Here is a 19,088-nt window from a genome sequence, read left to right as displayed (position 1 = left end):
AATTTTTTTTGCCTATGAGCAAAATTTATTGGAAGCGTTCGGAGGCACACGCAACTTCTTGGTGGGACGGCCGATAGAGTAACTGATGCGGATTTGGACGGGTCGCGCAAGTGTGAGAGGGGGCGGCAGTGGCCGAGTGCCAGAGACTCGTACGGCCGCGGCGCGGCCCTGCGGTACCAGTTCAGAGTGCCGGACGTGGGGTCGGCCCTGGCAGGCCGTGCGCATGGTGGCGACGCGGCTGTTCCTCGATCCCGCCTGCGTCGCGCAGATGGCGCAGCGATTTTTGCTGACCGCGCCGGCGGCGACAGCGGCCGCCGTCATGGAATGCCCGCTGCTGCTGGGCGCGCTGTTGGTGCGAGGTCCGCAACCGCTCCCTGAACCGGCATGGCCGTTGCCGGAGCTTTCTGATCTCATCTTCGGCGAGGAGGCGTGGTGGGATGCGACGATCGAGCGCATAGCCGGTCGTCGTTCTGACGAACATCTCCAGCTAGCCATGCAACTCTTCCCCGTCTGTCTGGAATTCCATGCCCGGGCCGTGGCGTTGCTGCCGGAAGGGCCGCTCGATGTCGCGCAGGTCCAAGCGGCCGCAGCCACCGTGGCTGGGTGGTTTCGACGACTGCGACGAGTAGGACAATTGATCGAGGAAACGCCGGACACGCAGCCACGTGCGAGCATTCATATTCTCGACTCCTCTAGTACCGCGTTGGCGAATAACGTGTACGTATGTTTGGATCGGGCGATGCGGTCTGCCGAGCCGGTGCACGGCCTGCGCGCGGAACTGCTCGCGGCGGGTCGAATCCGGGAGGCCGAGGGCTTCGTCCAGGCTTGGAATGCCAAGGTCTATTTCCAAATCGATCCCACGCGCCGCGAGCTGGCGAATGTGGTGATGCAGTCGTTCGTGGCGAGCGCCACTGAGATGGTGCAGGACGCCGCGACCGGCGCACTCGTGCTCCGGTTTCCGGCCGCTTTGCCGGAGTCTGGGGTGTCTTCTGATGCCGTCGGCCGTCGCCTCTTTGTCTGGCCGCCGGAGCCGACCGCAGCCCCGCTGCGAACGTTCTTGGCGGCGTTGGGCTGGCGCGCACACTGGGAGACGGGACCTGCACGGCATCTGCTCCGTCTGGATCTTGCGGGGGGGAGGATCACACGGATCGAAGGGGACGCCGCGGCGCCGCTCGCGCCGCTATTGCCGCTGTATCATTCATTAATTGCCCCTTCTGCCGACGGCGCTGTCACGCTGCATGCGGGACTCCGTCTGACGCAGAACGGTCTTACGTTCACCCACGGGCCACTCCCGGACGCGCCCGATCGGCTCGGGACGGTGATTGAGCTTGGCGCCGCCTCGGTCGAGGCGGCGACGGACGCGCTGGATGCGTATTTGAATCTGCAACTCCCTGGTTGTCTCGACCGCGGATTTGTCGTGCCAGGGCGCGATGCGGCGCCGGTCCGCGTGATACTGCCACAGCTTGGCGCGCTGCGGGCCGCACTACTCGACTGGGGCTACGCCTATCAAGAACGCACGGAGCCATTGCGACGTGCCATATCTGAGACGCTCCATGCGGCGGCGGCTACGCTGAACGCAGGTCGGTCGCTAGATGCCCAGATGCAAGCGACATTGGCCGCACATCAACGTGCGCTGTTACAAGCGCGTGGGCTGGTCGGGGACTTTCTCAACACATGGGAACTGGTCAGTCGTTTTGCGGTGCTCCCCGTCGCAGGTGTCGGGACAGGGACCGTGGATCCGCTGGGCGAGGTCTGTCACGACCTGGCGCGGCGAGCGATGCAATGGATTCGCTATGATGTCGAGATCCGGCGGGCCTTGCAGGGCCAGGCGGCGTCCGCTGCGCAACTCGCCCGTTGTGCCGCGCTCGTGGCGTCGCCAGGCAGCCTCTGGCATCTTTTGACTGAGGCCTTCACCCTCTCCCGCACGGAATTGGACGCCGCGAGGATCGAGTGTCCACTCAACGAGGACGTGCGCGCGCTCATCGAAGACATGCGGCCCGCGTTTCGCCCCCCTCGTCGGCTGACCGATCTGCTCGCCAATCTGCTGACCAACGCCGCTCGCTACGGCGCGGCGCCGGTGGAGCTGTTGGCCGAGCGACTGCCGGACGGTGGCTTCTCATTCGCCGTGCGCGATCACGGGATCGGGATCTTGCCGGAAAACCTCGACCGCCTCGGCGAGCCGCATTTCCGCGAGGGCCGACGGCCGCTGGCGGCGAGTTATGGCCTCGGGCTCAGTTCGGTGATTACGACCTTGCGCGAGTTGGGCTGGGGGCCACTTTGGGTGCGCAGCCGGGCCGAGGAGGGGAGTGAGTTCCGATTCGATCTCCCGGCCGGCGCGCTCCAACGTCTCGCGCCGACTGACATCGCCGCGTCGGCAGCGCGTCCAACGCCGCGGCCGCACGATCCGTGGGGATTAGGTCCGGCGACGCGGATGGAGCAATTGCTCGATGCCGGTTTCATCGTCCCCGCTGCCGCGATGGACTTGGCGGTGCCGCAACTATTGCGCGAGATCCCGACTGGGGTCCCCGAACACTATGCGCGCGATTGGCCAATGGATGGCGGTCGGTCGCGCGCCGATCCTCACCGTCTGTTGCTCGCCGGACGGCTTCGATATCGGCGACTCGAACTGCTGCATCGACTGCTGAGCGGCGCTGCAGGCCCTACGCAAGTCAGCGCGGTGGAGAATGCGCCCGGCACAATGGCCGACACCGCGATCGTGCTGTCCCAGCTCGGGACGGCGGTTGTGATCAAGGAGCCAGAGGGATTGGGACTGCAGAATCACCAACACGCGTTTCATTATCATGTGCCCGCAGACGTGCGCGCGCGCGTCAGGTACGTGAGCGACTGGGAGGCGATCCATGCCGCAACGCCGTGCCGCGTCGTGTATTGGAGCCACCCGGATTGGCAGGACCTTGTCTTACCAGCTGGAATCGGTTTGGCGGAATATGTCGGCCGCGACGTCGCCCCGGGCGGTTACGTCGTGATCGAGACCGATCATCATGAAGGAGACGCCATGCGGTTGTTCGGGCTCAGCGGGATCGGCAACGACGGTTTTCGTAATCTCCCTTTCCCGCCCGACCAGTGGGAACGCGTCTGCGCCGCCGATCTCCCCAACCGCAACGACGATCGCACCAACGCCGTCCTCCCGACCGGCCAAGAGGTCAATATCCACTTCCAAATCTGGCGGCGGAAGTGACGTGGCACCCAACCGCACATGAGACCTCTGTAACGTAACAGGGCTACGGATTAAGGCGACTCTGTACTGAGTACTCAAGATATTGAGTAAATTGTAGGTTGGGCACGGTCGTATGTATTACAATCGATGCCGCTTGGCTGTCGCGCAGCGCCCTGCTGAACCAGCCGACGAGATCCTGCTCGGGACCACTATCGCGCCGCATCGACCCACACCATCGTGCTGCCGGCGTTGTGGAGGTCGCGTGCCCAGCGGGTCACGAATGGATATGCGGCGAGCCATTGCGGCAATGCCCCGGCAATGACACCGAACCCGTGAATGATCCGACCGCATTCCGCTTCCTGATAATAGAGTCGATCGACGAAGCGGGTGACGGCTTCATGCGCCTCTTCGAAACGGAGTCCATGGAGGTCGAGGGTCTGCATCATCGTGAGAGGCCTAGCGAATCTCGCGGATGGTTGCGATGCGGGCGTACCAGTCGGTGGTGCGGCCGAGTGTGCCGGGGACGCCGACGGCGAGATCAAGTGGGGTGACGGTCGGACCGAGCAACCACAGATCTTCGGTGGCGGCGGTCGGGCCGGCGTGGGTGCCGTGCTGCAGGACTTTACTGCGTGAGAGTGATGAAAAAACCATCGGGCGTTGGGTCGTGTCGAAACCGAGGAACACGCTGACGTGGCCCGGCCAGACGAGTAGCAGCGGTCCGCGGGGGACGCCGTGGCGCATGTCGCGATCCCATTGCCGCAAGACGTCGAGGATCGCGCGGCGCGACTGTGTGGCGCGGTGTTGATTGTCGCGCCACGTCGCGGCGAGTTGGTCCGCGGCGAGGGTCGTCACCGGAGCCAGCGCCGGCGGACGCTGCCAGACACTCTGTCCGGCGTGGAGAAAATGGACGCCGGTGGTGCGGCCGATGATCAGGCCATGGACTTCGAGCGCCATCCGCACGAGCCCGGAACAATCCACGCCTTCGGTGCCCTCGTGGGCCTTATTCGCGTAGAGCCAGACGCCCTGCGGCGTCGTGTCGAGGAGTGCGGTGATAAACGAGGCGTAGGTAAAGGCCGGCGCGACGTCGGCTTGCGGACGGGACACTGTGAGCGGTTGCCAGGCGACGCGACCATCGCTGGCGCGCGTGGGGCGGTCGACTTCGATCGTATCGCCGTAGTCGGCGCGCAGCGGCAATCGCGTGCCCATGCCGAGTCGGATGTCGTCGACGACGACGGTGAAATCGCGCACGGTGGTCGTGGCTGTCAGGAGTCGGTCGATGTCCGTTCGAGTGGCGAGGGCGAGATCGGCGTGGGGCACCCATCCGCCCGACTGTTGGGTCTTGACGAATGACCACCCCGCGCCGCTCCACAGGATCGTGACCGGTTCGCCCAGATGCGGACGATGGGCGGTGCAGAGGTCGTCGGCGCTCGCGTCGCGCGAGGTGAAGCACGCGCGGGCGTCGGGGTAGAGTCGCAGTTCGGTTTGCCGCACGAGGACGCCGTATTGTAGCGGGATGCGGCGATCGAGCGAGGGATTGGGTTGCACCGTGAGCGCGCCGCCGGCGGTCGCGCACGCGGGCGGGCCAATCGGCGTCACGTCAATCGGGAGTCGCATCGCGGCGACAATCTGTCGCCAATCGTGCAGCGTCAATTCCGCAGCTTTGTTCGTGAGCGTGCCGGTAAAGGTCGCGCTGCCGACGCCGAGGGCACACGGCGCGCGGACGAACGCGCCGTCGCGCAGCTCCAGCCCGTAATACTTGAGGACCTCCGCGAGGATCGTGCGGACGGGCAGCGTTGGCCCGTTTTTGGTCAGCGTGGCATCGACATCGACGACGCGCGCACTTTCGCGATCGTTATAGGTGGCGATCGCGGCGGGCGTGAGCAGCGGGGTGTGCGCGCTCGCGGAGTAGCGTGCGATCCAATATTCCGGAGTCCGCAGTGCTTCGGGATGCGGCAGCCCACGTGCAAAGTCCCGACGCACCAGCCACGGATTGAGCGAGGACAAGAGGCCGAACCGTTTGGCGTGGAGCGAGACGGTGTTGGTGCCGCCGTCGTGGCGATCCGTCACGACGAGTGACCGATCGTGTTTCGTCAGCGTGAACCACGGCGTGCCGGCGCGCGACCAGGTCGTCACGCGCGGATCCGTCGGCTCCGCCTGCGCCCGGACCTCCGGGCAGCGCGCGAGTTGTGCGAGATAATACGCCGCATCGCTGACGGTTAGTTCCGCCGTCGGCGTGTGGACCAGGATGTCGTCGAGTAACAGCTCATCGCGATCCGTATCGCGCACGCCGAGTTGTCGACCCACCCGCTGACTCACGCTGTCCGTGCATTTGGTCATTGGTGAGGGGTGTACTGGAACTCGTGGCGTCTTGGCAAGTGGCGTCCAGAGCCGGATTTGTGCCCATTTGCTGCCAACTGATTTCCCGCTTGTCATCTCGGATAAAACGTGTGCGGTACTGGGGCATCGGTTAGGTGCGTATGCCACTGCTCCCTCTGTCGTCCGCGAGAGGGGGTCGGCGCAGTTGGGTACGGGGGAAACCGACCTTCGCTCGTTGTTCCGTAGTGCCAGCGCCTGCGGCGTTGCCGAGGCGGTCTGCGCCGCTCCTTGTATCCGTTCCATCGGCAAAAAAATTATGGGATCGGGCGCGTCGTTTTGCTGCGGATGTGCATACGACGTGGCTCGCTGCGTGTCATCGTCTGTCGACCTCTCCACTGGCAGTGATGCTGGCGTCGTTCTCGGCCTATGTTGCGCTAGGCGACGGCGAGGGTGACACTTTCGTCGATTGGGAGGCGTTTCGTGCGCTGTTGCCGGCGGATCTCTCCGACGTCGCGCAAGAATTCTTGGCCGACCCGGAAAGCGGCGCGCATCAAATCGGGGCACTGTTGGTCTTGGGCCAACTTCATCTCAGCGTGCGGCGGCGCAGCGGCGATCTGGCATTGCCGGAGACGCAGCTCGCGTCGGAGCAGGCCGCGCGCAGTGCGTTGGCGTGCGGAGTGGCGGCACTCGCGAGCGGCGCGTATCAAACGGCGGTTGCACATTTTTATCAACTGGCGGCGATCGAGACGAAACGCCGTTCCGCACCGGAGCAAATCGCCGTGGCGTATGCGTTACTGGCACTCGCCCACGTGCAAACGGGGCAGCGGAAAGGGGCGCTGGCCGCGCAGCAACAGTGGGAGCGGCTACAACGCGAAGCCGGTCGCCATCCGGGTGGGGCGCTCTCCCGTCGTCGGATGCGAGCGCGGGCCGCGATGTTGGCTGCGGCGGCGATGCGGCTGGCGACGGACGACATCGGTGGAGACAAAGCGAAGCGGATTGCGGCGGCGCAAGCGGCGTATCAATATTCGTTAACAGCCTTCCGCACGCTGCGCGACGCCGCAGCGATTGCCCGCGTAAAAGACAATATGGCCGTGTTGGCCGAACAGCTCGCGGCATTGGCCGACGCGCACGCGACGGCACAGCGGGACACGGCGCCCGATGCGTCGACGCAAGACGACTTAGTCCAAGCGGCTGCGCTGATTCGCCCAGTCGTTGCCGGACCCGTGGGCGAGGCCGCAGTGGCAGCAGTCCACTTTTTTCTGCTCCGCCGATGCACGGTGGCCGATCGCGACGAGGCATTGGCGCGTTGGGAAACCCATTTTTTTGCGCTGTATCCTGATGCAGTCGAACAGCGGCGTGTGGTCGGTAACAAATACCGCCACGCCTTCAACACCGCGTATCTCTGCGAACTGCTCTGTTATGCGCTGATCCCGCGCGCGTTACGGCCGTATATGAATCCGGCGATTGAGGCGCACGCCGAGTTGCTGCGCGTGGTCCATGAGACGCTGGAGTCCTCGCTGCGGCTTGCCTGTGCCGACGCCGATGATGCCGCGCTGTTGATCCGAATGGCCGCTTTGTTGCGACTGATCGAAGACACGCTGCGCTATTATGTGCAGAGCGGCTATCGTGACGGGATCCGGCGGCTCGAAGACTTACAGACGCCATTGCAGACGCGATATGTGGAGGCCACGCAGCAGCTTGGGATGCGGGCATACCGCGCCTCCCAACAGCCGGACCAGGAGGCCTACGCCGCGTTGCTCACGCCGTGGACGACCGCGTATTTGATCCTGCATCCGCACGATGCCCAGTTGCGCTATCCGCTCTCCCCGCTCCGCCAAGGGATGTTCGATCGGGCGTTGCTCGCCGAACAGATGGGCAATCATTTGCGGATGTCGCCCGATATCGACACGCTGCGCGAGGCGTATCGTGCGTTACGCTTGGCCCATACCGGATTCACTCATCTCAAGTTTCCAGAACGCGCGGCGCGGCTCGATCCGTTGTTGGTTGATTTGGAAAAAGAGTTGACGCTCGCGGGCGCGAAAGATGCGCTGGGCGCCAAGGCCTCCGGTGTGCGCGTGCGCGAACGGCCGCATCCGAGCGGCGCGCGGAATCGTGGCGACTTCGCGCACGACGCGAAGGACTTGATCGAACAAGCCCTGCGCGGTCCGTACGAGAAGGACAAGTAAGTGCCGTAATCGAGTGCCCCATATCAGCGCCGAGCGTGGAGGACGGGGAGTGCGGCCAGCGCGGCGAGTTCGGCGCGCGCGGCCGGCGTGACTTCGGGGCCGCTGTAGAGCGGAGAGGTGTCTTCACGGACATCGTATGCCCGGAATGCCCAGATTCCGACCTTGGGATAGAGGATGTCCGACGGAATGTAGTCGTATGAATAATAGCTCCCGCCATGGGCGGAGAGGTAGTCTCGAAGCAATCGCCCATGCTGCGGATCGAAGTAGAGCGTGTCGACCGTCGCCAGCTCGGCGAGGACGGCCATATTGTGGCGGCGGAGCGGGGAGGCGGAAGATAAACGTTGCTCCCACTCCCCGGCGGCTGCAGCGTCGCAATTGGATCCTGCGGTTGCCACGGTGTCCCGCAATGGAATGGCGTCGGGCGGCGGCACGTTGTCAAGATAGCGAGCGATCAACGCGGGCGCTAACGCGTCGATCATACCGCCGTAGTGGGGGTGTCCGTCGCACTGCAATGTGAAGGCGACTTCATGGCGGGTATTCGGCGCGGCCAGGAAGACGCCGGTCGAGGTGTCCCACGACGCGGCCAGTGCTCCGAGCGGCGGCGGGAGATCTTGCCATTGCCCTTCTTCGGCGACCTCGACTTGGAGCGGTGTGGAGGTGTTTGGTGCGGCTGCGACGCGCCAACGCGCGTTGTCTAAAAAAACAGCCGCATAGCAGCGGGCGGCGTGATTATCGTGGAGGAACGCGGTGCGGCCGTCTTCGGAATAGGTCGGTGTATTGGCATCGTGTGCCGAAACATCCTGTCGGCGGGGATCGAAGTAGACGCACGTCACGCCGGGCCGGAGGGCCTTTCCATCGATGATGATCGCCCAGCCTCGCCCGCTCGCGCGGACCGCGTTTGCCCGTGCGGTCCAATTTGCCGGCCATGTGTGTGCTCGCATCGTGGTCTCCGTTCTGTGCCTTCTATATCGGCTGGCCGCAAAAAAAGTTGCTTGGGCGTGTTTGCAAAATGGTTTCGGTGTCCATTTCCCGGGAGGGGCGCGAGGGGAACCTGCGGGCCGTTCGCCTCGCGTTACGGCGCTCGGCTCACTGAGACCTCGCTCGGTCGGGCTTCAACCCCATAGCGCTCTGTCAAAGGACGGAAACGCGTTGCGTTTCCGCCATGACTGCCGCGGACCATGCCATCGCTCCGCGATGGCGTCCTTACCCGCTCAGACTCGCCCGCAGGCTCCCCTCGCGCCCCTCCCGGGACCGCGTTCCAATCTGGATGTTCATAGCGCGTGTGTGAAAATCTGATGAACGACTGCGGGTGACTGTCTGTGCTCTCGCCGGGCGGAGGAGCCAGGGGTCCCCAGGGGCTCTCGGAGCCGTTTTCTCCTTGCGTAATCTAATGACGAAAACGGCGAGGGCGAGCGCGCGGCGGCTCGATGCCGCCGCGATAGCGTACCCTGGGGACCCCTGGCTCCTCCGCCCGGCCCTCGGAACAAGCACGGACCATAAGGCCCAACAGAGTTCATTCTTGGGGAGAATTTTCTGAAGTCAGCCGCACGGCAGTGCCAGCAGCGAGATGCCGACGTGGTCGATATGGGCCTTCAGTGCCTCGTTCCGAATCGTGTCGTAGAGGCGGACATCGAATTGCCACGGGAGGTAGAGATCTTCGTAATCCATATCGATCTGCGTGAGCTGTTCCGATTGAATATTGGTGCCCTTGACGGCGAGATCGATATCCGAGCCCTCACGAAAGTTTCCCTTCGCGCGCGAGCCGTACAGGATGACGTCGGTGATATTGGGATGTTTTCGAAAGACGGCCACGATGCGTTGCCAATGCTCGTCTGCGATGCCGCCGATCATGGCTGTGCCCCAAAGAATTGTTCGAGGGCAATGAACAGCGCCGCGTAGTTGTGAACGATTTGCTGATAAATCTTTTCGACCTCGGCCTCATCATACAGATGCGCCGTGAGGTTGCGGCTTTCTAACATCTTGAACCACGTGATGCCGTCGGTGATGATGGCATCTTGAAAGGCCTGTTCTAAAACCGGTCGTGGCCCGCGCGTCTTGTCATAGCCACGGCGCTGGCTCAAAAAATCCTGCAACGTTTTCCACGCCAACTCGAAGGTATATTCAAAACACTGGATGACGCCCTGCTTTTGCAGGACGTCCGGATTGGTGACCGCGACGGCAAACTTCAATTGCTTGACCGCCTTCTGATAATTCTGAAACCGCTGTTTCCAACGGATGTCGAGATCCTGATTCATACTCGTTCTTTCGGAGAATCCGGCGCCGATGTCAATGGAGGAGTCAGTCGCGGACGCGCGGGACTTGGTGGAGGAGCAGCGAGGTGTGGTCGACTTTGACTTCGCGGCGCGGTACGCGCCGGCCGTCGCTGGTGCGTGGCGAGACCGTGCCATTCTTCCGCATCGTGGCGAGCAACGGATTGATGTTGTCGGCCAGGAGTGCGCTTGAATTGCGACCGAATCGTTCGGGCTGCAGATTGCCAAGGCCGTTATTGTCGAGCATGACGCCGTCGCAGGCGAGACCGACGATCGCGTCGCGGTCATCCGGGATCGTAAACGATTGGGCCTGAATCGAATCCGGATCAAAATTCGTCTGCCCGAGTGCGTGGCGCAACGTTTGTCCGAGTTGCTGGCCATGGCCGCAGCTATTGAGCCAGTCCCATTCCGTGCCGTCTGGATCCGCCGCGAGGGTTTGCGGTGCCGAGAGAAACAAGGCGCGACTCAGGGCGTGTGCGCCGTCCGGGCGATCGTCCAATAGGACGCCGAGCGCGTGAGAATCTCCGATGCTCCAGTAATAGCCGCGGCGATCTTGAATCGCGAGGATGGCCAGCGTGGTATAGAGCGCCGCGCGCTGCTTTGATGGAGACAGTTGACGTCGGGCCTCCAGGATCGCGGCGTGTCCATCGGCGATGCCGCGCATCACGAGCGGCGGGAGTTCTTCGATCGGTCCGCCGCGATAGTACCGCATGGGATAGGCGGCGGGGAAGAGCGTGGCCGTTTCGGCGGCGACTTCGCCGGACGCCGCACCCCCGGCGCCGTCGGCCAGGATGTAGAGGTCGATCGGCTTGCCGTCGTCCGGGATGAGACGGGCATGCGCAAGGCTTTCTTCACTTGGCGATTTCGCGTCCGATCCGCGCGAGGTGTAGCCGGCGGCATTGCTGGTGATGATGCAGCCTTCGCCATGGCCGGCGATCATCGCAAAAAGTGCCCGCTCGCCGATCTGCGTATGTCGACAGCGATAGGCAGTTGCGAGCTCTGCGGTCATCGGCTTGACACGCTCGGGGCGTTGGCGATGCACCAGCGCGCGCAACCTCGGCTCAAAGACGGTCTGGGTGGCACCGCCGCTGCGGAATACGGCTCGTCTCGATAAGGTCATGGGCGCATTTCCTTATCAGAGTTGTCGGCCGCATTTCGGAAAAGTTGCGTGTGTTTTTATGCGGGATGGATCATTCCGCCGTGCGGAAGTCGGCGGGGAGGTCGCCGAGGAAATCGGTGACGGGGCGGGAGCAGATGTTGCCGTATTGGGATTGTCGGGCGTCCGATTCGTCGTCGGAGAGGCCGACGAACCAGCCGCGTTCGATGTGATCGGATTGGAACCCTTGATAGGTGCAAGTGCCGACGATGATTGCGTCGGTCACGGTGGGATAGCGGCATTTGCCGGTCTGTTGCCCGTTTTCGAAGAGGGTCGTGGTGCGTGGCGCCTCCGTGATGGTTGCTTGATAGTCGGTGCCCAAGCCTTCGAGTGAGGTCGTTGTTGGGCTGCCGAGCGGTGTGCCGTCGGCGAGATAGTTCGTTGTGGTCATGATGCGGCCCGTGGCCGTGTATTGATACGTCACGACGCCCGATCCGAGCTTGGTCCCGTTTTCGTCGAACATCATGGTCGTGGCGGAGGCGACTTTTCCCGCGCTGTTGTACGTGTAGGTGGACTCGGATTTGCCTTGATAGTCGCCCGCTGTGGCGCCGTACGATTGATATTGCTCCATCGAGCTGCGCGCCAGTCGGCCTTGGGCATTGTAAGACATCCGAAACGTCACGCCGGATTTCCAAGTGGCGGCGCAATCGCCGTATCCGATCAATGCGATGATCCGACCTTGCGCGTCGTACTGCGTGTCCCCGGCCTTTGCGAATCGGGTCGCCGCAGTGATTTGAGCAACCGGTTCATCGAGCATGTACATGCGTTCGGTGCGCACTCCCGCCGGACCGGCGACACGGACTGATGCCACGGATAAGGATTCGACCCGTTTGCCGTTTTCCGTCGTCTCGGTCCAGACCACGGCCATCGACATGCCCTTCGTGGCCAGCAGTGCGGTTGGCTCGGTGGTCTCCGTCGGCGTTTCTCCGGCCGCGCCGCTGTTGTCTCCGGCAGTTCCAGTGCCGGCGCCATCGCCGCTCGCGCCGGTCGGCGTTTCGTTGCATTCGCCATTAATCAGCGTTCCGGCCGGGACGCAGGCGTTGGACGGGTTGGCGGCGTTCGGGCCTTGGTCGCTGCCGCAGGCCGTAATCAACAGAGCACTTCCGAGTACCGAGAGATACCGAATCAAGTCAGCGCGATGTGTCATTAATTCCCCCGAACGTCATTGTGAATCCCCCGTCCTGTCAGTATCGGCGCCGCACGCTGCGCAAGTTGCGGGGCGACCGCGTCCGTTTTCTTGACTTGCCCCGGAGGCCCCAGTAAGAGACCGCGCGTGGCAAAATCCTCGTTAGCAGTGGTCATGTTAGCGGCCGGCCGGAGCACGCGGTTTCGGTCCGCCACGCCGAAGATCCTGCACCCGCTCGCCGGTCAGCCGCTGCTGCAGTATGGCCTCGCGGCGGCGCGCGCGTTGCGGCCGGCGCAGTTGGTCGTGGTGCTCAATCCCGATTCGCGATCCGTCGTGGCAGCGGCGTTGCCCGAGGCGTTGCGAGGCGTGAAGATCGCTGTGCAACGCGACCCGCTCGGGACCGCGCATGCGGTGCAAGCGGCCGCGACGGCATTACGCGGGTTTGCGGGGCATGTGCTGATCCTCTGCGGCGATGTGCCGCTGCTGCGCGCGGAGACGCTGCAGACGTTCGTTGATGCCGTGGCGGCCAGCGCGGCGCCCGGCGGATTGCTGACGATGACGCCGGCGGATCCGTTCGGCTATGGGCGGGTCGTGCGGACCACGGGCGGATCGGTGCATGCGATTGTCGAAGAGCGCGACGCGGATGCCGGCACACGGGCCATTCGCGAAGTGAACACCGGCATTTATTGCTGTGATGCGCGGTGGCTATTTACTCAACTAAAGCGGATCGGGCGGGGCAATGCGCAACGTGAATTTTATCTGACCGACTTGGCGGCGCTGGCCGCAGCGGCGGGGACGCCGCTCGTCGCGGTGTCGGCGTCGGACGCCACGGAGTTCGCCGGTGTGAATTCGCGCGCCGAATTGGCCGCACTCGCGGCGTCCCTACGGCGACGACTGAACGACGACTGGATGCGGCGCGGCGTCAGTTTCCTCGATCCGGCGACGGCCTACGTCGATGCCACGGTGACGATCGGCGAAGAAAGTGTGATCGGGCCGTCGGTCACGTTGGCGGGGACGACGCGAATCGGCCGCAACTGCGTGATCGGCCACGGTGCGGTGCTGACGAACGCGCAACTGGCTGACGGCGTCGCAATACTACCGTATTCCGTGATTGACGACGCCGTGGTCGGCCCGGATTGTCGCATCGGGCCGTTTGCCCGGCTGCGCCCGGGGACGCGGCTCGATGCGCACGTCCACGTCGGCAATTTCGTCGAGACGAAAAAGGCGTGGTTGAAATGCGGCGCGAAGGCGAACCACTTGACCTATCTCGGCGACGCGACGATCGGGGCGAAGACCAACATCGGGTGTGGAACGATCACGTGCAATTACGACGGCGTGGCGAAACATCAAACGACGATCGGCGAGGGCGTGTTCGTCGGGAGCGATACCGCGTTCGTCGCGCCGGTCCGAATTGGGAACGGGGCGACGATCGGCGCCGGCTCGGTGATTACCGACGACGTGCCGCCGCATAGTCTGGCGCTCGCACGCGGCCGCCAAGTGGTGAAGCGCGGTTGGAAGCGGAAATAGGGAGTTCGCTTATGTGCGGTATCGTTGGCTACATCGGGTCGCGAGAGGCGTGTCCGATCTTGATCGAGGGATTACGACGGCTGGAATATCGCGGCTACGACTCGGCCGGCGTCGCGGTGATGAACGGCGGCACCACGCGGATCGTCCGCTGTGAAGGGAAGCTCGATCGCTTGGCCGCACTGGTACAACGCGAACCGCCGCCGGGCGCGTTAGGCATCGGGCACACACGCTGGGCCACGCACGGGCGGCCGTCGGACGAAAACGCGCATCCGCATAAATTCGGCCGCGTGGCTGTCGTGCATAACGGGATCATCGAAAATTATTTGGAACTGCGGGAGCGCTTGATCGCGCAGGGGCACGCGTTCACCAGCGAGACCGACACCGAGATTGTCGCGCATTTAGTGCACGCAGCGCTCACCGCCGGAGCCGCGCCGTTGGCCGCCGTGCAAGCGGCGCTGCAACAACTGCGTGGGGTCTACGCGCTCTGCCTCGTGATTGACGGCGTGACGGATCGCTTCTATTGCGCGAAAAAAGAGGTTCCACTGATTCTGGGTTTCGGCGACGATGAGCATTTTGCCGCCGCCGATATCCCGGCCATCATTCAACACACGCGCCGTATTGCGGCATTGGAAGACGGCGATATCGCGGAAGTGCGTCGCGACGGGATCACGATCCGCGACGCAGACGCGCGCGAAGTGCAGCGCCCGATCCGCGAAGTACAGTGGTCGGCAGCAATGGCGGAAAAAGAGGGCTACAAAGATTTCATGTTGAAAGAGATTTACGAACAGCCGCGCGCGGTCGCGGATACGCTACGAGGGCGTGTGACGCCAGGGATGGGCGCCGTGCACCTCGACGGGCTATTGACCGGCGGTGCGCCGTGGCGGCGCGTCTTCTTAGTGGCCTGCGGGACCGCGTTCCACGCATGTCTGGTTGGCAAGTTCCTGATCGAACAACTTGCTCGCATTCCGGTGGAGACGGATTTGGCCAGTGAATTCCGTTATCGCGATCCGCTGATCGGTCCCGGCGATCTATTCATCGCCGTGTCGCAATCCGGTGAAACGGCCGACACGCGGGCGGCATTGCTGGAGGCGAAACAGAAAGGCGCGGTCGTTTGGGCCGTGACGAACGTCGTCGATTCCTCGATCGCGCGCTTGGCCGATGCAGCGTTGTACACCTATGCCGGTCCGGAGATCGGCGTCGCTTCGACGAAGGCATTCACGACGCAATTAGTGGTGTTGCATTTGTTGGCGTTGGCGCTGGCCGAACGTCGAGAAGCGCTTCCGGCAGCTTCGATCGCAACGGAAATCGCGACGTTGGTGGCACTGCCGCATCAAATGCAGACCGTGTTGCAGCGCGCGCCGCAGTGCCAGGCGGTGGCGCAGGCGTTGGTGCAATCCGACGAATGGCTGTTCCTCGGGCGCGGATTGAATTATCCGATTGCATTAGAAGGAGCGCTCAAGCTGAAAGAGATTTCGTATGCCCACGCGGAAGGCTATCCCGCCGGAGAAATGAAGCACGGCCCGATTGCGCTCGTGGATGACGCGATGCAAGTCGTCGGCATCGTGCCGCAAGGCCCGTATTACGACAAAGTGATCAGCAATTTGGAACAGATCCGAGCGCGCGGCGGGGCGTTGACCGCGATCGCAACCGAAGGCGACGCCGCGATCTGCCGCTTAGCCACACAAGTGATCACAATCCCGGCCGCGGTGCCGCGCGTGCAACCGGCATTGACCGTCTTGCCGTTGCAGTTGTTGGCGTACTACGTCGCCGACGGTCGCGGCCTGAACGTCGACCAACCGCGCAATTTGGCGAAGAGTGTGACCGTGGAATGAAAGGGTGATTGGTGACTGGTGGTTAGTGGCTGGTGACTCGTAGTCCGTTCCCCAGTCACTAGTCACCAGCCACCAGTCACCCAGCGATTATGCAACTCAACGATCTCAATCCCCCCCAACGGCAGGCCGTGGAGCAGGCCGACGGGCCGTTGTTGATCCTTGCCGGCGCCGGCAGCGGCAAGACGCGCGTGCTGACCCATCGGCTCGCGTATCTCATCGCGACCGGACGGGCGCGTCCGCAAGAGATCTTGGCCGTTACGTTCACCAACAAGGCGGCCCGCGAGATGCGCGAGCGCGTGGAACGATTGGTCGGCGCGATCGCGGGGATGTGGATCACGACGTTCCACTCCGCAGGGTTGCGACTGCTGCGCGAACAGGCGCCGGCCATCGAGCTGCCGCGCGATTTCGTCGTCTACGACGACGACGATCAAATGAAACTGCTGCGCCAGATCCTCGAATCATTAAATCTCGACGACAAAAAATTTCCCGCACGCTCGTTTCTGAACCAGATTGCGCGCGCCAAAGATCAGGTCTTAAGCCCCGCCGACGTCGCCGCGCATGCGAAAGAGACGTACGGCGAACGGCTGGCTCAAGTCTATACACTCTACGAAGCGGCCTTGCGCCGCGCCCGCGCGGTCGATTTCGCCGACCTGATCGCGCTTCCGGTGCGGATGTTCCGCGCCCATCCGGAGCTGCTCGCGCGTTACCAATCGCGCTTCCGCTATTTGCTGATCGACGAATACCAAGATACCAATCACTCCCAATACGAACTCGTCCGTCTGCTCAGCGCCGCCCACGACAACGTCTGCGTGGTCGGAGACCCTGATCAATGTCTTCCGGCTGGTACGCCGATTCGCACGCCGCAGGGATGGCAGCCGATAGAGCGATTGCGTGCCGGCGACGCAGTGTTGGTGGGACACGGAGGAGGGAGGGTGACGACCGCGAAGATTCAAAAGGTCATGTCGCGTCCCTATACCGGTACGTTGTGTCGGATTCGTCTCCACTCTGGAGCGGTGATCCAGGCGACACCGAATCATCTCTGTTTTGGGCGGCTCGAGCCGCGGCCGGGCATGCATTACGTGTATCTGATGTGGAAACGGGGGATCGGGTATCGCATTGGTACGACGTCTGGCATTCGCACTTCAAAAGACGGCGTGCTGTTGAATGGGATTCAAGTGCGGACCAATCAAGAAGTGGCAGATGCGATGTGGATCCTGCGCGCGTCTCCCGATCTCGGTGAAATTCGTATGTATGAGCAGTTATATTCCGTTCGTTATGGAATCCCGACTATGGTGTTCTTTGTCCGTGGTCGTCGGTTGGCGGTCCGTCAGCAACATATCGATCAATTATTTGCCGCCGTCGATACGGAGAGCGCCGCACAGCGGTTGATGTCCGATCTCGACCTTGATCCGCGCTATCCCCACCATCGGCCCTATGCTGTGATCCGTGGTGCGATTCATCGTCAGTATGTGTGGTTTACGATGTTCGGTGATGGACGGACTTACGACAGCGGTCGTTGGCACGATCATCGCATTCAGTTGGTTACGTCAGATCCGAAGTTGAAGAAATTAGCAGCGACCCGGTTTCCAGTGCGAACGGGGAAAAAGGGGACCTGGCGTATTGAGACTTCACGCAAGGATTATGAAGCGGGACATGCGTTGGCGAGTGACATCGCCGCACTTGGTGACTTAGCGGTGGTTTCTCGTGCCCGATTGACGTCTGGAAAGGCATTTTATTTCCTTCCGGCCTCACATTTACAGCCTGGTATGGTCGTGCCGGTGCTGCAGGGGCATCAGGTTGTGGAGGATACGGTCGAATCGGTGGAGTCGGTGAGCTACACGGGGAAGGTCTATGACCTCTCAATCCCCCATATGCGTAATTATGTGGCTGCAGGGATGGTCGTGCATAATTCTGTGTACCGATGGCGCGGGGCCGATATTCGCAACATCCTGTCGTTCGAACAGGACTATCCGCAAGCGGCGGTGATCCGACTGGAACAGAATTATCGTTCCACGAAGACCATCCTGCAGGCCGCGAACGCCGTCATTGGGCACAACTCGCAGCGACGACCGAAAGATCTCTGGACCGACAACGCCGTCGGCGCGCCGATCGTAGTGCGCGCGCACGCCACCGATTTGGACGAAGCCGGCTGGGTGACGCGGCAAATCGCGAAGGCGCGCAGCAACGGCGCACGTTACCACGACGTCGCGATCTTCTATCGGACCAACGCGCAATCGCGACCTTACGAAGAGGCGATGCGGTACACCGGGATTCCGTACAAGATCTACGGCGGCGTCGGATTCTACGAGCGGAAAGAAGTGAAGGACTTGCTGGCGTATTTGCGGCTGCTGGTGAATCCGCACGACGGGATCGGGATCGCGCGTGTCATCAATACGCCGCCGCGTGGGATCGGCAAGACGACGCTCGACCGCTTGACCGACGAAGCGGCGCGCACCGCGCGGAGTCTCTACGACGTCATGGGCGACGGCGAAGTGCTGCGCATCCTGAATGCCGGCACGCGCGAGCGCGTCATGACATTCCGACGTCTGATCGACGAACTGCGCGCCGAAGTGCCGACGTGCTCGCTTGCGGAATTGTGGGAACAACTGATTCAACGCAGCGGCTATATCGAATGGTTGCACGAAGGCGACGACGACGCGACGGCGGAACGCGTCGCGCATCTCGAAGAACTCGGACGCGCGTTGGCCGAATCGGCCTATGATCCGACCGTGGAGGCGACACCGTTGCAACAGTTCCTCGACCAAGTTTCGCTGGTGAGCGACGTGGATGGATTGGAAAACGAAGGCGGCGCCGTGCACTGCATGACACTCCACTTGGCGAAAGGGCTCGAATTCCCGATTGTGTTCGTCGTCGGGATGGAAGAGGGCTTATTCCCGCACGCGCGCTCCTTCGACGATCCCGACGAACTCGAGGAGGAGCGGCGTCTTTGCTACGTCGGCATGACGCGCGCGCGCGAACAGCTGTATCTCTGCCACGCGGAGCGGCGCCGTCTGTACGGCCGCGAACAGTACAACGTGCCGTCACGCTTCCTGGAAGAGCTGCCGGAAGGGGCCGTGACTAGTGACTCGAAACGCGTGACTGGTGACTCGTGGCTGGTGGCTGGGGCACGGACCGCGAGTCACCAGTCACGCATCCGTCACCAGCCGCACAGCGGCGTTGAGGGGGAGGCTCCATCCGGCTTTGCCGGTGGAGGGGGCGACGTGAGCCCCTGTTACGATCAGCGAAGCCCGGAAGAGCAAGCCGCAACGCTGCGGATCGGGACCCACGTGATGCACCCGCTCTTCGGCTCCGGCGTGATCCGCAAGATCGAAGGGCAGGGTGCTGCACAAAAAGTCATGGTCCAATTCGACCGCGCCGGCCTGAAAACCCTGATGGTCCAATACGCCAATCTGCAAATCGTGGGGTGAGAGGGCCGGGGAGGGGGCGATGGTTCATCGTGTTCTGATAGTGATTTCGGTTCGCGACGCGGACCATGCCAT

General features: G+C 62.9%; 12 protein-coding genes. 5 read left to right on the top strand and 7 right to left on the bottom strand.

From position 1 onward, the window contains the following. The first annotated feature begins 223 nt into the window (after window positions 1-223). On the top strand, window positions 224-3,196 hold the full coding sequence (locus HY696_09795) for a hypothetical protein (GenBank protein MBI4238691.1): 2,973 nt from the start codon (window positions 224-226) through the stop codon (window positions 3,194-3,196). Between the two features lie 188 nt (window positions 3,197-3,384). Here HY696_09795 and HY696_09790 read toward each other — a convergent pair whose 3' ends face one another. After that, entirely contained in the window at window positions 3,385-3,621 is a 237-nt protein-coding gene (locus HY696_09790; GenBank protein ID MBI4238690.1) for a Smr/MutS family protein, read from the bottom strand. 10 nt (window positions 3,622-3,631) lie between these two features. Beyond that, on the bottom strand, window positions 3,632-5,512 hold the full coding sequence (locus tag HY696_09785; GenBank protein ID MBI4238689.1) for a hypothetical protein: 1,881 nt from the start codon (window positions 5,510-5,512) through the stop codon (window positions 3,632-3,634). A 326-nt stretch (window positions 5,513-5,838) separates the two neighbouring features. On the opposite strand from HY696_09785, the gene HY696_09780 reads away from it, so the two are divergent. Next, the gene (locus HY696_09780) at window positions 5,839-7,677 is read left to right on the top strand and encodes a hypothetical protein (protein ID MBI4238688.1); all 1,839 of its coding nucleotides are present in this window, start codon (window positions 5,839-5,841) and stop codon (window positions 7,675-7,677) included. A gap of 23 nt (window positions 7,678-7,700) precedes the next feature. Here the strand turns inward: HY696_09780 and HY696_09775 are convergent, their stop codons facing one another. From HY696_09775 to HY696_09755, 5 genes are all read right to left on the bottom strand, one after another. Continuing rightward, on the bottom strand, window positions 7,701-8,618 hold the full coding sequence (locus HY696_09775) for a hypothetical protein (protein ID MBI4238687.1): 918 nt from the start codon (window positions 8,616-8,618) through the stop codon (window positions 7,701-7,703). Between the two features lie 598 nt (window positions 8,619-9,216). Next, window positions 9,217-9,528: a nucleotidyltransferase domain-containing protein gene (locus tag HY696_09770; protein MBI4238686.1), complete on the bottom strand. Its 312-nt coding sequence runs from the start codon at window positions 9,526-9,528 to the stop codon at window positions 9,217-9,219. Further along, the gene (locus tag HY696_09765; GenBank protein MBI4238685.1) at window positions 9,525-9,932 is read right to left on the bottom strand and encodes a nucleotidyltransferase substrate binding protein; all 408 of its coding nucleotides are present in this window, start codon (window positions 9,930-9,932) and stop codon (window positions 9,525-9,527) included. The genes HY696_09770 and HY696_09765 overlap by 4 nt, the downstream gene beginning before the upstream one ends. 43 nt (window positions 9,933-9,975) lie before the next feature. Further along, entirely contained in the window at window positions 9,976-11,067 is a 1,092-nt protein-coding gene (locus HY696_09760; protein ID MBI4238684.1) for a hypothetical protein, read from the bottom strand. Between the two features lie 70 nt (window positions 11,068-11,137). Further along, window positions 11,138-12,250 carry a hypothetical protein gene (locus tag HY696_09755; protein ID MBI4238683.1) on the bottom strand — a complete coding sequence of 371 codons (1,113 nt, stop codon included), beginning with the start codon at window positions 12,248-12,250 and terminating at the stop codon, window positions 11,138-11,140. A gap of 153 nt (window positions 12,251-12,403) precedes the next feature. On the opposite strand from HY696_09755, the gene glmU reads away from it, so the two are divergent. The 3 genes from glmU (at window position 12,404) to HY696_09740 (ending at window position 19,016) form a co-directional block, all read left to right on the top strand. Next, a complete protein-coding gene (gene glmU, locus HY696_09750; GenBank protein MBI4238682.1) occupies window positions 12,404-13,756 on the top strand; it encodes a bifunctional UDP-N-acetylglucosamine diphosphorylase/glucosamine-1-phosphate N-acetyltransferase GlmU in 1,353 nt (450 codons plus the stop codon). 11 nt (window positions 13,757-13,767) lie between these two features. Beyond that, window positions 13,768-15,588, top strand: a complete 1,821-nt coding sequence (gene glmS / locus HY696_09745; protein MBI4238681.1) for a glutamine--fructose-6-phosphate transaminase (isomerizing) — start codon at window positions 13,768-13,770, stop codon at window positions 15,586-15,588. Between the two features lie 89 nt (window positions 15,589-15,677). Then, window positions 15,678-19,016 carry a UvrD-helicase domain-containing protein gene (locus HY696_09740; protein ID MBI4238680.1) on the top strand — a complete coding sequence of 1,113 codons (3,339 nt, stop codon included), beginning with the start codon at window positions 15,678-15,680 and terminating at the stop codon, window positions 19,014-19,016. Window positions 19,017-19,088 lie beyond the last annotated feature (72 nt).

Source organism: Deltaproteobacteria bacterium (assembly GCA_016210045.1).
Lineage (GTDB): Bacteria > UBA10199 > UBA10199.
The sequence above is the reverse complement of the archived record's forward strand: the minus strand, read 5'-3'. Positions and strand labels throughout refer to the sequence as shown.